Source organism: Streptomyces purpureus (genome assembly GCF_014648195.1).
GTDB classification, from domain to species: domain Bacteria; phylum Actinomycetota; class Actinomycetes; order Streptomycetales; family Streptomycetaceae; genus Streptomyces; species Streptomyces purpureus.
Genome location: NZ_BMQQ01000013.1, coordinates 164,933 through 178,434 on the forward strand (window position 1 = coordinate 164,933; position 13,502 = coordinate 178,434).

General features: G+C 72.0%; 12 protein-coding genes. 7 read left to right on the forward strand and 5 right to left on the reverse strand.

Features of this window, described 5'->3' with window-relative positions:
- Positions 1–7 precede the first annotated feature (7 nt).
- The 6 genes from IEZ01_RS18515 to IEZ01_RS18540 all read left to right on the forward strand — a co-directional run bounded on the left by IEZ01_RS18515 (position 8) and on the right by IEZ01_RS18540 (position 6,775).
- Positions 8–235: an Rv0250c family protein gene (locus tag IEZ01_RS18515; protein ID WP_019889175.1), complete on the forward strand. Its 228-nt coding sequence runs from the start codon at positions 8–10 to the stop codon at positions 233–235.
- Between the two features lie 97 nt (positions 236–332).
- Positions 333–1,166, forward strand: coding sequence for a succinate dehydrogenase subunit SdhC (gene sdhC / locus IEZ01_RS18520; RefSeq protein ID WP_019889173.1), 834 nt, complete (start codon positions 333–335; stop codon positions 1,164–1,166).
- 1 nt (position 1,167) lies between these two features.
- The gene (locus IEZ01_RS18525; RefSeq protein WP_189202653.1) at positions 1,168–3,069 is read left to right on the forward strand and encodes a fumarate reductase/succinate dehydrogenase flavoprotein subunit; all 1,902 of its coding nucleotides are present in this window, start codon (positions 1,168–1,170) and stop codon (positions 3,067–3,069) included.
- Positions 3,066–3,839 carry a succinate dehydrogenase/fumarate reductase iron-sulfur subunit gene (locus IEZ01_RS18530; protein ID WP_019889170.1) on the forward strand — a complete coding sequence of 258 codons (774 nt, stop codon included), beginning with the start codon at positions 3,066–3,068 and terminating at the stop codon, positions 3,837–3,839. The genes IEZ01_RS18525 and IEZ01_RS18530 overlap by 4 nt, the downstream gene beginning before the upstream one ends.
- A 54-nt stretch (positions 3,840–3,893) precedes the next feature.
- Complete coding sequence (locus tag IEZ01_RS18535) at positions 3,894–5,981, forward strand: TPM domain-containing protein (RefSeq protein WP_028797929.1); 2,088 nt, start codon at positions 3,894–3,896, stop codon at positions 5,979–5,981.
- Between the two features lie 83 nt (positions 5,982–6,064).
- Entirely contained in the window at positions 6,065–6,775 is a 711-nt protein-coding gene (locus tag IEZ01_RS18540) for a PspA/IM30 family protein (protein WP_019889167.1), read from the forward strand.
- A gap of 44 nt (positions 6,776–6,819) precedes the next feature.
- Here IEZ01_RS18540 and IEZ01_RS18545 read toward each other — a convergent pair whose 3' ends face one another.
- The 5 genes from IEZ01_RS18545 to IEZ01_RS18565 all read right to left on the reverse strand — a co-directional run bounded on the left by IEZ01_RS18545 (position 6,820) and on the right by IEZ01_RS18565 (position 11,884).
- A complete protein-coding gene (locus IEZ01_RS18545) occupies positions 6,820–9,339 on the reverse strand; it encodes a SpoIIE family protein phosphatase (protein ID WP_078513559.1) in 2,520 nt (839 codons plus the stop codon).
- A 202-nt stretch (positions 9,340–9,541) separates the two neighbouring features.
- Positions 9,542–9,970: an ATP-binding protein gene (locus IEZ01_RS18550; RefSeq protein WP_019889163.1), complete on the reverse strand. Its 429-nt coding sequence runs from the start codon at positions 9,968–9,970 to the stop codon at positions 9,542–9,544.
- 115 nt (positions 9,971–10,085) lie between these two features.
- Positions 10,086–10,490 (reverse strand): (deoxy)nucleoside triphosphate pyrophosphohydrolase, encoded by a 405-nt coding sequence (locus tag IEZ01_RS18555; protein WP_028797928.1) that lies wholly within the window; start codon positions 10,488–10,490, stop codon positions 10,086–10,088.
- A gap of 42 nt (positions 10,491–10,532) precedes the next feature.
- The gene (locus IEZ01_RS18560; protein WP_019889160.1) at positions 10,533–10,712 is read right to left on the reverse strand and encodes an SPOR domain-containing protein; all 180 of its coding nucleotides are present in this window, start codon (positions 10,710–10,712) and stop codon (positions 10,533–10,535) included.
- 419 nt (positions 10,713–11,131) lie between these two features.
- Positions 11,132–11,884, reverse strand: a complete 753-nt coding sequence (locus tag IEZ01_RS18565; protein WP_019889159.1) for a GntR family transcriptional regulator — start codon at positions 11,882–11,884, stop codon at positions 11,132–11,134.
- Positions 11,885–12,138: 254 nt separating this feature from the next.
- On the opposite strand from IEZ01_RS18565, the gene IEZ01_RS18570 reads away from it, so the two are divergent.
- Positions 12,139–13,479, forward strand: a complete 1,341-nt coding sequence (locus tag IEZ01_RS18570) for a glycoside hydrolase family 18 protein (RefSeq protein ID WP_189202655.1) — start codon at positions 12,139–12,141, stop codon at positions 13,477–13,479.
- Positions 13,480–13,502 lie beyond the last annotated feature (23 nt).

Sequence of the window (13,502 nt, forward strand, 5' to 3'; positions counted from 1 at the left end):
GCAACTCATGTCCCTGCAGGACGATTTGGCGGCCGTCAAGCGCAGCCTCGAAGATCTGGTCCGCACGGTCGGACAGCTGGAACGCAGCATCGCCGCGGAGCAGGGCGCCCAGCCCCTGCCTCCGAGGGGCCGGCCCGAAGGCATGGTGACCATCCCCGACGCCCCGTACAACAGCGCCCTGTGGACGGACACGGACGACGAGGGCCTCGGCGCACGCGACCGACACGCGCCCTGACACCGGCGTACGCCCCGCCGTCGCATCCGCCCCGGTGCCCGGTACGCGTCCCGGGCAGACGCGAGCCCCCGACCGGCACCCGCCCTAGGAGACCTCGTTGGCCACAGGCACCGACCCAGCCGATCTCGCCACGGGCCGCGGGGGCGGTGTGCACGAAGCCTCGCGCGCCGCCATCGCCGCCCGGCACCTGCGTACCGACCGCTGGTGGCTCGCCCCCGCGCTCACCGCGGCCGGACTGCTCGCCTTCGTCGTGTACTCGACCTGGCGGGCGTTCTCGAACAGCGACTACTACGCCGCCCCGTACGTCTCGCCGTTCTACTCGCCCTGCCTGGCGGAGAACTGCGTCCCCATGAAGGCCGGCCCCAACTGGGAGATCTTCGGCAGCTGGTGGGGCCTGTCCCCCGCCCTGCTGATCCTGATCTTCCCGCTCGGCTTCCGACTGACCTGCTACTACTACCGCAAGGCCTACTACCGCGGCTTCTGGGCCTCTCCGCCGGCCTGCGCGGTCGCCGAGCCGCACCGGAAGTACACCGGCGAGACCCGCTTCCCGCTGGTCCTCCAGAACATCCACCGGTACTTCTTCTACGCCGCACTCCCCGTCGCCGGGATCCTCACCTACGACACCGTCCTGGCCTTCCGCGACGCCTCCTACGCCTGGGGGCACGCCGGGCTCGGCACCGTCGTCTTCCTGGTCAACATCGTGCTGATCTGGGCGTACACCTTCTCCTGCCACTCCTGCCGGCACATCGTCGGCGGCCGGCTGCGGCACTTCTCCCGGCATCCGGTGCGCTACCGCCTCTGGGGCCTGGTGGGCCGGCTGAACGACCATCACATGCTGCTGGCCTGGACCTCGTTGTTCAGCGTCGCGTTCGCCGACTTCTACGTGTACCTGCTCGCGACCGGCACCTTCGACGACCCGAGGATCTTCTGACATGGCTCATGTGGACCGGCAGCAGTGGGACGTCGTCGTGGTCGGCGCGGGCGGGGCCGGGCTGCGGGCCGCCATCGAGGCGCGGGAGCGCGGCGCCCGTACCGCCGTGATCTGCAAGTCCCTCTTCGGCAAGGCCCATACGGTGATGGCCGAGGGCGGCATCGCCGCCTCCATGGCCAATGTGAACGAGAACGACAACTGGCAGGTGCACTTCCGCGACACCATGCGCGGCGGGAAGTTCCTCAACCAGTGGCGGATGGCCGAGCTGCACGCGCGCGAGGCGCCCGACCGGGTCTGGGAGCTGGAGACCTGGGGCGCGCTGTTCGACCGCACCGCCGACGGCCGGATCTCCCAGCGCAACTTCGGCGGGCACGAGTACCCCCGGCTCGCCCATGTCGGCGACCGGACCGGACTCGAGCTGATCCGTACGCTCCAGCAGAAGATCGTCGCCCTGCAGCAGGAGGACTTCGAGCGGACCGGGGACTACGAGTCCCGGCTCAAGGTCTTCCAGGAGTGCACGGTCACGCAGGTCCTCAAGGCGCACGACCGGGTCGCCGGGGCCTTCTGCTACGCGCGCGAGTCGGGGCGTTTCTTCGTCCTGGAGGCCCCGGCCGTGGTCCTGGCGACCGGCGGCATCGGCAAGTCCTTCAAGGTGACCTCCAACTCGTGGGAGTACACCGGGGACGGGCACGCGCTGGCGCTGCTCGTCGGCGCGTCGCTGGTGAACATGGAATTCGTGCAGTTCCATCCGACCGGGATGGTCTGGCCGCCGTCGGTGAAGGGGATCCTGGTCACCGAATCGGTGCGCGGCGACGGCGGGGTGCTGCGCAACTCCGAGGGCAAGCGGTTCATGTTCGACTACATCCCCGAGGTCTTCAAGGAGAAGTACGCGCAGACCGAGGAGGAGGGCGACCGATGGTACGACGACCCCGACAACAACCGGCGCCCGCCCGAGCTGCTGCCCCGCGACGAGGTCGCCCGCGCGATCAACGCCGAGGTGAAGGCGGGGCGGGGCTCCCCGCACGGCGGGGTCTTCCTGGACGTCTCCACCCGGATGCCGGCCGAGACCATCCGGCGGCGACTGCCGTCCATGTACCACCAGTTCAAGGAACTGGCGGACGTGGACATCACGGCGGAGGCCATGGAGGTCGGGCCGACCTGCCACTACGTGATGGGCGGGGTCGCCGTCGAGTCGGAGACCGCGGCCGCCGTCGGGGTGCCCGGGCTCTTCGCGGCCGGTGAGGTCGCGGGCGGCATGCACGGCTCCAACCGGCTGGGCGGCAACTCCCTCTCCGACCTGCTGGTCTTCGGCCGCCGCGCCGGGGCGCACGCCGCCGAGCACGCCGCCGTCATGGACCGGCGTGACGAGGTGCCGGCGGAGGTGATCGACGCCGCGGCGGCCGAGGCGCTGGCCCCCTTCCGCGCGGAGGACGGCGCCGAGAACCCGTACGCGCTGCACCAGGAGCTCCAGCAGACGATGAACGACCTGGTGGGCATCATCCGGCGCGAGGCGGAGATGGCCAAGGCCCTGAAGAGGCTGGCCGAGCTGCGCGTACGGGCCCGGCGGGCGGGCGTGGAGGGGCACCGGCAGTTCAACCCCGGCTGGCACCTCGCCCTGGACCTGAGGAACATGCTGCTGGTCAGCGAGTGCATCGCGCTGTCGGCCCTGGAGCGCACGGAGAGCCGCGGCGGACACACCCGCGAGGACTACCCCTCCATGGACCGGGCCTGGCGCCCGGTGAATCTGGTGTGCCGCCCGGTCGAGCCGGCCCCGGCGGACCCGGCCGCCGCCCGGATCGCCCTCGTACGGCAGCGCACCGAGCCCATCCGTCCCGACCTGCTCGCCCTCTTCGCGAAGGAGGAGCTGGTCAAGTACCTCGCCGAAGAGGAGCTCTACGAGTGAGCACGTACGAGGCACGGTTCAAGGTGTGGCGGGGCGACGGCGACGGCGGCGGTCTGAAGGACTTCGCGGTCGAGGTCCACGACGGCGAGGTCGTCCTCGACATCATCCACCGGCTGCAGGCGACCCAGGCGCCGGATCTGGCGGTGCGCTGGAACTGCAAGGCCGGCAAGTGCGGCTCCTGCAGCGCCGAGATCAACGGCCGGCCACGGCTGCTGTGCATGACCCGGATGTCGGTCTTCTCGCGTGAGGAGACGGTCACGGTGACGCCGCTGCGGGCGTTCCCGGTCGTCCGCGACCTGGTGACGGACGTGTCCTTCAACTACGCCAAGGCACGCGAGGTGCCCTCCTTCGTGCCGCCGAAGGACCTGGCGGCGGGTGAGTACCGGATGCAGCAGATCGATGTGGAGCGGTCCCAGGAGTTCCGTAAGTGCATCGAGTGCTTCCTGTGCCAGGACACCTGTCATGTGGTGCGCGACCACGAGGAGAACAAGGCCGCCTTCGCCGGGCCGCGCTTCCTGATGCGGGTCGCGGAGCTGGACATGCACCCCCTGGACGCGGCCGGGGAGGCGGGGCTCGACCGCAAGCGGGCCGCGCAGGAGGAGCATGGGCTCGGCTACTGCAACATCACCAAGTGCTGTACGGAGGTCTGCCCGGAGGGGATCAGGATCACGGACAACGCGCTCATCCCGCTGAAGGAGCGGGCGGTCGACCGTAAGTACGACCCGCTGGTGTGGCTGGGGAGCAAGATCCGGCGGAGGAGCGAGGGGTGAGCGTGCCCCGGCGCCCGGTCGCGGAGGCCCAGCCCCCGGCATAACCTCCGAAATGTGACGCGAAGAGCCACCCGGGCCCTGCTCTGTGTGCTGGTGGCGGCGTGGTGGCTGGTCGTGCCCGCCGTGCCGGGCACCGGTGCCGACGAGCCCGGCCCGCTGTCCACCCAAGGGCAGGTCACGGACCGGGTCGGGGCGCTCGGCGACCGCGCGCAGGCGGTGGACCAGGCCCTCGACCGGCTCTACGACGAGCGGCGCGTGCAGCTCTTCGTCGCGTACGTACGGGACTTCTCCGGGCGCGCTCCGCAGAGCTGGGCGGACGAGACGGCGACGCTGAGCGGCCTGGGCGCCGACGACGTGCTGCTGGCCGTCGCCACCCACGACCGGCAGTACGCCTACTCGGCGGATCCCGCCTCCCGGCTGACCCAGGCGCAGCTCGACGACGTGGCGCGCGAGGCGATCGAGCCCGCGCTGCGGCAGAACGACTGGGCGGGCGCGGCGATCGGCGCCGCGGACGGCTTCGCCGCCGTCCTGGCCGGCCGGCCCGTCCCGGCGCCCGCCATCACCCCGGGGCCCGCCGATCCCGGTGGCGCGGGCGACGGCGCCTGGGCCTCGGACCTGATCCTTCCCGTCGTCGTGGTCGGCGCAGCCGTGGCTGCCGCCGCGTACGCCTACACCAGGCGGCGCAGGCGGAGCACCACCCGCACCACCCCGCAGGGCGGGCAGGGCTGGGGGCCGCCGCGACAGCCGGCGCCTCCGTCCCTGGCGGAGCTGGACGCCCAGGCGCGCCAAGCGCTGGTCGAGACGGACGACGCGGTGCGCACCAGCCAGGAGGAGCTGGGGTTCGCGACGGCGCAGTTCGGCGACCAGGCGGTGGCGCCGTTCCAGGAGGCGGTGCGGTTCGCCAAGGGCGAGCTGACGGCGTCGTTCCGGTTGCGTCAGCAGCTGGACGACGCGTTCCCCGAGGACGACGCGACCCGGCGCGGAATGCTGGAGGAGATCATCACGCGGTGCGCGGCGGTGAACGAGCGGCTGGACGCCGAGGCGGCGGACTTCGACCGGCTGCGGGATCTGGAGCGCAACGCCCCGCAGGCGCTGGCCGCGGCCGAGACGGCGTTCCATGAGCTGACGGGCAAGGTCGCGACGGCGGAGGCGGTGCTGACGGCGCTGCGTGAGCGGTACGTCGAGTCGGCGGCTTCGCCGGTGGCGGGCGACGTGGAGCAGTCCAAGGACCGCATGCTGTTCGCGCGCACCAATCTCGAACAGGCCCGGGCGGCTGTGGACTCGGGTGACAACGGCGTGGCGGCGGTGCACGTACGGGCCGCCGAGGGCGCCCTCGACCAGGCGGGTCGGCTCGCGGAGGCGGTCGACCGGCGGGGCCAGGAGCTGGCGGAGGCGGTCGGGAAGCTGCCGGGCGCGCTGTCCGAGACGGAGGCCGATCTCGCCGACGCCCAGGGGCTGCTGGAGGGGACGCCGCAGGGGGTGCCGACGGCGGATCTGCGGGGGCGGATCGCGCGTGCCCGGTCGGTGCTCGCCGATGTGCGCCGGCTGGCCGACGCGGGGCCGTACGACCCGTTGGAGGCGCTGCGCCGGGTGGAGGAGGCGGACACGGCGCTGGACGAGGCGCTGGCCGGCGCGCGGGAGCGCGAGTCGGGTGCCCGTCGGGCTCGGGCGCTGCTCGACCAGGCGATGCTGACGGCCCGCTCGGCGATCGGCGCGGCGTCGGACTACATCACGACGCACCGGGGCGCGGTGGGCAGCGTGGCCCGTACGCGCCTGGCGGAGGCCCAGCGGCGGCTGACGGAGGCCCGGGAGCTGGCCGGCGCGGAGGATCCGCAGGCCGCGCTCGCACTGGCCCAGCAGGCGGGGGCGCTGGCCGGGCAGGCGCAGCAGCTCGCCGAGCAGGACGTGCGCATGTACGGGAACCCGAACGCGGTGGGCGGTGTATCAGGAGTGGGAGGTGGCGGCGGGCTCGGCGGTGCGGTGCTCGGCGGCATCATCCTCGGCGGACTGTTCGGCGGCGGCAGGGGAGGCGGTGGTTTCGGTGGGGGCTTCGGTGGGGGTTCCGGCGGCGGGTTCGGCGGGCCGGGGAGCTTCGGCGGCGGGGGGACGAGGGGGCGGCTGGGCGGCGGGGGTCGCTTCTGACCTCGTCACCCGTGTCGTCGGCGTACTGGAGGTTCTCAGGTTCCTCAGGGTTCTGGGGGCTTTCGGATCCAAGGAGAGATGCGATGACCAAGCAGACCATCCTCGGCCGCGTGGCCCAGCTGGCGAAGGCGAACATCAACGCGCTGCTGGATCAGGCGGAGGATCCGCAGAAGATGCTGGACCAGCTGATCCGCGACTACAGCAGCAACATCACGGAGGCCGAGCAGGCGGTCGCGTCGACGATCGGCAATCTGCGGCTGCTGGAGCAGGACCACCAGGAGGACGTGGACGCGGCGCGGGAGTGGGGAGAGAAGGCGCTGGCGGCCAGCCGGAAGGGGGACGAGCTGCGGGCGACCGGGCAGACGGCGGACGCGGACCGGTTCGACAACCTGGCGAAGGTGGCGCTGGGCCGCCAGCTCCAGTCGGAGAAGGAGGCGCGGACGGCCGAGCCGACCATCGCCGCGCAGACGGAGATCGTGGAGAAGCTCAAGAGCGGCCTGGACCGGATGAAGGCCAAGCTGACCGAGCTCCAGGCCAAGCGGGACGAGCTGGTGGCGCGGGCGAAGACCGCCGAGGCACAGAACCGGATGATGGACGCCGTGAAGAGCGTCGACGTGCTCGACCCGACGAGCGAGCTGAGCCGCTTCGAGGACAAGGTGCGGCGCGAGGAGGCCAGGGCGATGGGCCGGCAGGAGCTGGCCGCTTCGTCGCTGGACACCCAGTTCGAGGAGCTGGACAGTGCGGGCGACCGCGCGGAGATCGAGGCCCGGCTGGCGGCGCTGAAGGCGGCGTAGCGGATCCCGCGCGCGGGATGGGCCGCCGGCCGGGGCCCGGTCGGTCAGAACATGCTCAGCAGCTGCTCCACGGTCGGTTCGCCGGCCGGTCCGTCCCCGTCCGGCAGGCCGAGTTCGAACCAAACAGTCTTGCCGCGGGGGGTGCGGCGCGAGCCCCAGCCGGCGCTGAGCAGCCCGACGAGCTGGAGCCCACGGCCGCCCTCGTCGGTGTCGCGGGCCCGGCGGCGGCGGGGCTGGACGAGGCCGGCGTCCCAGACCTCGCAGACCAGGGTGCGGTCGCGCAGCAGTCTCAGCCGGATCTCGCCCTCGCCGTACCGCAGGGCGTTGGTGACGAGCTCGCTGACCAGCAGCTCGACGGTGTCGATCAGCGGGTCGAGGCCCCAGGCGGTGAGCTGGGTCCTGGCCAGTTCGCGGGCCCGGCCCACGGAGCGCGGCTCGCGGGGCAGCCGCCAGTCGCCGACGGCCTCGGTGGGCAGACCCTGGATCCGGGCCATCAGGAGGGCGATGTCGTCCTCGCCGTGCCCGGTGTCGAGGGTGGTGAGGACACGGTCGCAGACGTCCTCCAGGGGCCGGGCGTGATCGGTGAGGGCGCGGCGGAAGGCGTTCAGCCCCTCGTCGAGGGGGTGGTCGCGGGATTCGACGAGCCCGTCGGTGTAGAGCGCGAGCAGGGCGCCTTCGGGGAGCTCGACCTCGACCTCCTCGAAGGGTTCGCCGCCGACCCCGAGCGGCATCCCCGGGGGCACGTCCAGCATCAGGGCTTCCTCGCCGGGTTCGACGAGGACGGGCGGGAGGTGGCCGGCGTTGGCGAAGGTGCAGCGGCGGGTGACCGGGTCGTAGACGGCGTAGACGCAGGTCGCGAGGTAGACCTCGGAGAGTTCGGGGCCGCGCGCCTTGGCCGGGACGCGGGCGTTGTGCTGGGCTCCGGGGCTGCCGAGGCCGCGGGCGATCTCGTCGAGGTGGGAGAGGACCTCGGCGGGTTCCAGATCCAGCTGGGCGAGGGTGCGGACGGCGGTGCGCAGTTCGCCCATGGCGACGGCGGCGCGCAGTCCGCGGCCCATGACGTCGCCGACGACGAGGGCGGTGCGGTGGCCGGGCAGCTCGATGACGTCGAACCAGTCGCCGCCGACCTCGGTGGCGGTGTTGCCGGGCAGATAGCGGCAGGCGATGTCGAGGCCGGCGGCCTCCGGGTCGCCGGGCGGCAGCAGGCTGCGCTGGAGGATGAGGGCCCGCTCGTGCTCGCGGCGGTAGAGGCGGGCGTTGTCGATGCAGACGGCGGCGCGGGCGGCCAGCTCGACGGCGAGGGCCCGGTCGCGTTCCCCGAAGGGTTCGCTGCCCTTGGTCCGGGAGAAGAGGGCGAGTCCGACGACGGTGTCGTGGGCGACCAGCGGCACGGCGAGGGTGGACTGGATCATGCTGCCCTCGGCGGCGGGCAGGGCCTGTACGCGCCCCGTGCGCAGGGCGCTCGCACAGGGCGAGTTGAACGGATAGCGGTGTACGGCTCCGAGGGCGACGGGCCCGTCCTCGCAGCAGCCGGGGGCGGCCCCGGGGTTCATCAGCGGGGCGTCGGCGACGGCGCTGGCGAAGCCGACCCGGCGCAGCTCGGCGCTGCCGCCGAGCCCGGCGGAGCTCCCTCGGCCGGGCGGGGCCTCGTCGCCGGTGAGCAGGCCTTGGTAGAGGTCGACGGAGGCGAGGTCGCAGAAGCCGGGCACGGCGACGTCGAGGAGTTCGCGGGCGGTGGTCTCCAGGTCGAGGGAGTTGCCGATGCGGGCGCTGGCCTCGTTGAGGAGGGCGAGGTTGCGGCGGGCGCTGGCGGCCTCGCGGGCGGCGTTGTCGCGGCGGGTGACGTCGGTGCCGAGTCCGGCGACGCCGATGGGCCGGCCGGTGCCGCTGTGGACGCGGTAGAGGTTGATGGACCAGTGGCGGCGGTCGGTGGAACCGGGGGGCGCCCCGACGAGCTGGAGGTCGGTGACGGACTCGCCGGTCTCCAGGACCTTGCGCAGGGCCACGGTCATCCGCTCGGCCTCGGGCCGGGAGAGATAGTCGTGGACGGTACGGCCGCGGTGGTCGTCGGCGGTGCCGCCGAAGACGGTGGCGAAGCGCTGGTTGGCCCGCTTGACCGTGAGGTCGGTACCGAAGAGGAGAAAGCCGAAGGGCGATTGGCCGAACATGGCCTGCGAGGCGGCCAGATCCGTCTCGATCCGGCGCAGGGTGCGGACGTCGACGACGATGCAGAGCGCGGCGCGGGCGCCGGCCTCCGTCTCGCTGGGCATCACGTACACCTCGGCGAGGCCGTGTGCCCGGTTCTCCCCCGGTATCCGGAAGGGGACGAGGCCGGTCCACTCCTTGCCGTCGAGGATCTCCGCGACCTTGCGGTGGCCACGCGGCCGCAGGTCACCCGGGAGGAAGGCCTCGACCGGGTCCTTGCCGCGGACCTCGGCGGCGGGGATGCCGAACAGTTCGGCGGCACGCCTGCTCCACTGGTCGACCAGGCCGTCGGGCCCGATCGAGAAGGAGGCGACTTTGATGTAGTCATAAATCGAGCCAGGCGGGCTGCTCTGCCACATGACGCCGCTCGCCGTCTCAGGTATCTCGCTCACGCGACCGTCCCCTCCAGCTCACCGCACCGGACCGGCCATGCCCGCAGTATTCAGTACTACGGCCCCCGACGGCACGACGTTCACGATCACAGGCTGGTCTCGTTCATTTTGAGCCGAGTCTCAGTGAGCCCCCAAGGAGTTCCCCCGTGATCGTTGTCCCTTCTCACTTCTAACCAGGCAGAGCCAGCTCGAACCACACCGTCTTCCCCGTCCTGCCCTTGCGGGTCCCCCAGCGCCGGGCGGTGCAGGCCACGAGCTGGAGTCCGCGCCCCCCTTCGTCGTCCGGTCCGGCGGTGCGTTCGGAGGGCGGATCCGGAAGCGGATCGGAGACCTCGACCAGGAGGGCGGGGTGGAGGGCAGGGGTGGTTCCGTCCGCGGTGACGCGGACCACTCGGACGCCGATCGGTCCGGAGGCGTAGCGCAGGGAGTTGGTCACCAGTTCGCTGACCAGCAGGACCGTCACATCGCCGATCGCGGGGTCCAGATCCCAGCTGCGCAAGGTGTCCCGGACGACGTGGCGTGCGGTGCGGACTGCGTCGGGTTCAGCCGGGAAGGTCCACTCGGCGTACTCGCCGTCGGTGTAGACCACGCCGATCACATCCCAGACCAGCAGGAGACCACGCCCTATTTCGGGGGGTTAATCAGCACATACCCGATATTCATGGCCTGCTATCCCGCCCATGGGCGCACTGTGGCACGAACGGCGTACAGCGTCAGCCGCGCACTCCGTCCGGCAGACGCCGGCCTGCCTCGGCCACGGCGGGCCGGTCCTGGTCCAGCCAGTCGACGGTGTCGAGCTCATGCCGGGTCAGCCAGCGCAGCTCGTCGTGGTCCTGGAGGGGCCGGGGCTCGCCGGAGACCACCCGGGCAGTCCAGACCTGAAGGACGAGGCCCGGCTTCAGGGGCCACTCGCCGGGGATCCGCTCCCCGGGCTCGGTCTCCACGCCGAGCTCTTCGCGCAGTTCGCGTACGAGCGCCTGCTGAGGGCTCTCGCCGGGCTCCAGCTTTCCGCCGGGCAGCTCCCAGCGGCCGGCCAGCTCGGGAGGGGCGCTGCGGCGCGCGGCCAGCAGCCGCCCCTGGTCGTACACGGCTCCGGCCACCACCACACGTACGGTCATGGGCCGGAGCGTAACCCGCGGCCCGGCGCGCGGGCCGCGGGGTCAGTGCGCGGGCTGCCCGATGCGCTCGACCCAGTAGAGCTGCCGGTGCCCGCGCGCGTCGAGACTGTCCGCGATCTTCTGCGCCTCGTCCTTGGTCGCGTATCTGCCGACGCGATAGCGATTGCCGTTGTCGTCCTGCCGTATGACCAGCCAGGGAAGTACAGCGCCACTGTCGTTCATCACGCCCCGCCCTTCGCCGGCCCGCTCGTCCTCGCCCAGGATCCCCAGGAAACCGCACTGCGCATATGCCTGAGCTTACGCCTGACCTTTACACAGCGGATACGTGTTTTCACAAAGAGGTACGGAGATGGCCAAGAAGCGGCGCAGAGCGGGGGCGCGCGCCGGGGCGCGAGGCCGCCGGCGACCGCCCTCATACCCGGCCTCACAGGCAGCGGAAAGGGCGCCCCGCGCTACGTCACCCCACGGGGTGTCCAGGGACCAGCAGAGCGAACAGATCGGGCCGGGAGTGAAGGGCCGGTGCGCGGGCTGGATCCGGGGGCCGCGAGGCAGCGCGCACACGCCGCCGCCCACGCGGCACACCGGCCGGCCCAGTTTCACGTCCCGACCCGGCGGGCGGAGAGGCAGGTCCGCCCCCTCGGCTACCGCACCGGCAGGTGGTACGCGATCCGGAAGCGGTCGGCCAGCACGACCACGTCCGCGGTCTCCACGGCCCGCCCGGACGCGAAGTACGTACGCTCCACGACCATCACCACATGGCCGGGCACGCCGCCGAGCGCCAGCAGCTCCTCGGCGAGCCCCGGGCGGGCGCCGACCTCCTCGACGACGTTGTCCACGACCACGTCGATGGCCGCCATCCGCTCGACGACCCCGCAGCCCCCCAGGGGCCCCTCCTCGGGCAGCATCACGGGTGTCCGCCCCGTCACCGACAGCGGCTCCCAGGAAGTGGAGAGCATCATCGGCTCCCCCGCGTCCCGGAAGACGTAGCGCGTGCGCATCACGCGCTCCCCCGGCGGGATGCCGAGCCGGGCGGCCACGGCCGCGCCGGCGTTCTCCTGCTCGCTACCCGACTCCCAGGTGCCGCGAGCCCCCTCCTCCGCCTGCTCCTGCCGGAAGGGGTTGGCACCGCCCGGCGGGCGGTACCCGGAGCGGGAGATGCGGCGCGGCACCGGCCGCTCCCGTACGTACGTCCCCGACCCCGAGCGGCCCTCGACCAACCCCTCCGCCATGAGCACCTTGCGCGCTTCCAGGGCGACGGTGTCCGAGACGCCGTACTCCTCGCGGATACGGGCCTGCGAGGGGAGCCGGGTGTGCGGCGGCAGCGAGCCGTTGACGATCTTCTGCCGGAGATCGCTTGCAACGCGCAGATAGGCGGGCTGCTCACCGAATGTCACAGGACACTCCCCTCAGGTTGACAGACAGCTACAGCCTGGCAACCCACGGTTGCGCGAAGCAAGCGTGGGCCAAAGTTTCACCCGAAGTGATGAGTTGGCGCCCAACCAGGGACTTACCGCGAGTACCGCCACGGACCGCGACAGCAGAGCGGCCGACCCCTTGACCTCAATGGTCCAGACCAATACCTTCCTGTGCCGTACGTGTCCCGTACATGCCCATGGAACCTTCCGACACTCGTTCAGGAATGAGCCCCATGCGTCGCAGAACCCTCTCCGCGCTGGCCGTCGGCGTCAGCTCCCTCGCCCTCCTCGCCGGGCTCGCCCCGTCCGCCACGGCGACGAACGGCCACCGCGAGGACACCGGCTCGCACAGCCGCACCTTCAAGCGCGTCGGCTACTTCACCCAGTGGGGTGTCTACGGACGGAACTTCCAGGTCAAGGACTTGGACACCAGCGGCACGGCGGCCAAGCTGAGCCATGTCAACTACGCCTTCGGCAATGTGAACGCCGACGGCAGGTGCTTCACGGGCAACGTTCCTGGCGAGGCCGACGCCTGGGCCGACTACGCGCGCCCGCTCGACGCGGCCGGCTCCGTCGACGGCGTCCCCGACACCGCCGACCAGCGCCTCGCGGGCAACTTCAACCAGCTGAAGGAGCTCAAGGCCAAACATCCCCGGCTCAAGGTCCTGATCTCGCTCGGCGGTTGGAGCTGGTCGACCCACTTCTCGGACGCGGCCCGCACCCCCGCCTCCCGCAAGGCCTTCGTCTCCTCCTGCATCGACCTCTACATCAAGGGCGACCTCCCCGTGGACGGCGCCCGCGGCGGGACCGGCGCCGCCGCCGGACTCTTCGACGGCATCGACCTCGACTGGGAGTGGCCCGGCTCGGAGGGCGACACGGACACCACGTACCGGCCGGAGGACAAGCGGAACTTCACCGCGCTCGTACGGGAGTTCCGGACCCAGCTCGACGCGTACGGGCGCTCCCTGCCGCAGCGCAAGCACTACGAACTGACCGCGTTCGTGCCGGCCTCCCCCGCGAAGATCGACGCGGGCTTCGAAGTCCCCACGATCATGCGGGACTTCGACTTCGTGAACCTCCAGGGCTACGACTTCCACGTCTCCGGCGAGAAGACCACGGCCCAGCAGTCGGCGCTCTTCGCCAAGAACGACTTCAGCGTCCACCAGACCGTCCGCGACTGGCTGCGCCGCGGGGCGCCCGCCCGCAAGCTGGTCGTGGGCATGCCGTTCTACGGCCCAGGCTGGACCGGCGTCACGGGCGGAGGCACCGGCCTCGGCCACCCGGCGACGGGCCCGGCCCCGGCCACCTGGGCGGCGGGCTACGAGGACTACAAGGCCCTGAAGAAGCTCGCGGACTCGGGGACGTACACGCTCCACCGGGACCGCGCGAACGGCCACGCGTGGCTCTTCGACGGCACGACCCTGTGGACGTACGACGACCCGCAGGTGCTGCGCACGAAGTCGGCGTACGTACGCGCGCTGGGACTGGGCGGCGCGATGTTCTGGTCGCTGGACGGGGACACCCCGGACGGCGAACTGATCACGGCGGTGGACCGGGGCCTCGGCGGGCGCTGAGCGATGAGCCCGTACGAGGTAAG

What these genes read in the sequence shown, in the direction of transcription:
- IEZ01_RS18540 (WP_019889167.1), top strand. Translation starts at nt 6,065, where the DNA reads ATGACCAAGCAGACCATCCTCGGCCGCGTGGCCCAGCTGGCGAAGGCG.
- IEZ01_RS18515 (WP_019889175.1), top strand. Translation starts at nt 8, where the DNA reads ATGTCCCTGCAGGACGATTTGGCGGCCGTCAAGCGCAGCCTCGAAGAT.
- IEZ01_RS18560 (WP_019889160.1), bottom strand. Translation starts at nt 10,712, where the DNA reads ATGAACGACAGTGGCGCTGTACTTCCCTGGCTGGTCATACGGCAGGAC.
- IEZ01_RS18570 (WP_189202655.1), top strand. Translation starts at nt 12,139, where the DNA reads ATGCGTCGCAGAACCCTCTCCGCGCTGGCCGTCGGCGTCAGCTCCCTC.
- IEZ01_RS18525 (WP_189202653.1), top strand. Translation starts at nt 1,168, where the DNA reads ATGGCTCATGTGGACCGGCAGCAGTGGGACGTCGTCGTGGTCGGCGCG.
- IEZ01_RS18545 (WP_078513559.1), bottom strand. Translation starts at nt 9,339, where the DNA reads ATGTGGCAGAGCAGCCCGCCTGGCTCGATTTATGACTACATCAAAGTC.
- IEZ01_RS18555 (WP_028797928.1), bottom strand. Translation starts at nt 10,490, where the DNA reads ATGACCGTACGTGTGGTGGTGGCCGGAGCCGTGTACGACCAGGGGCGG.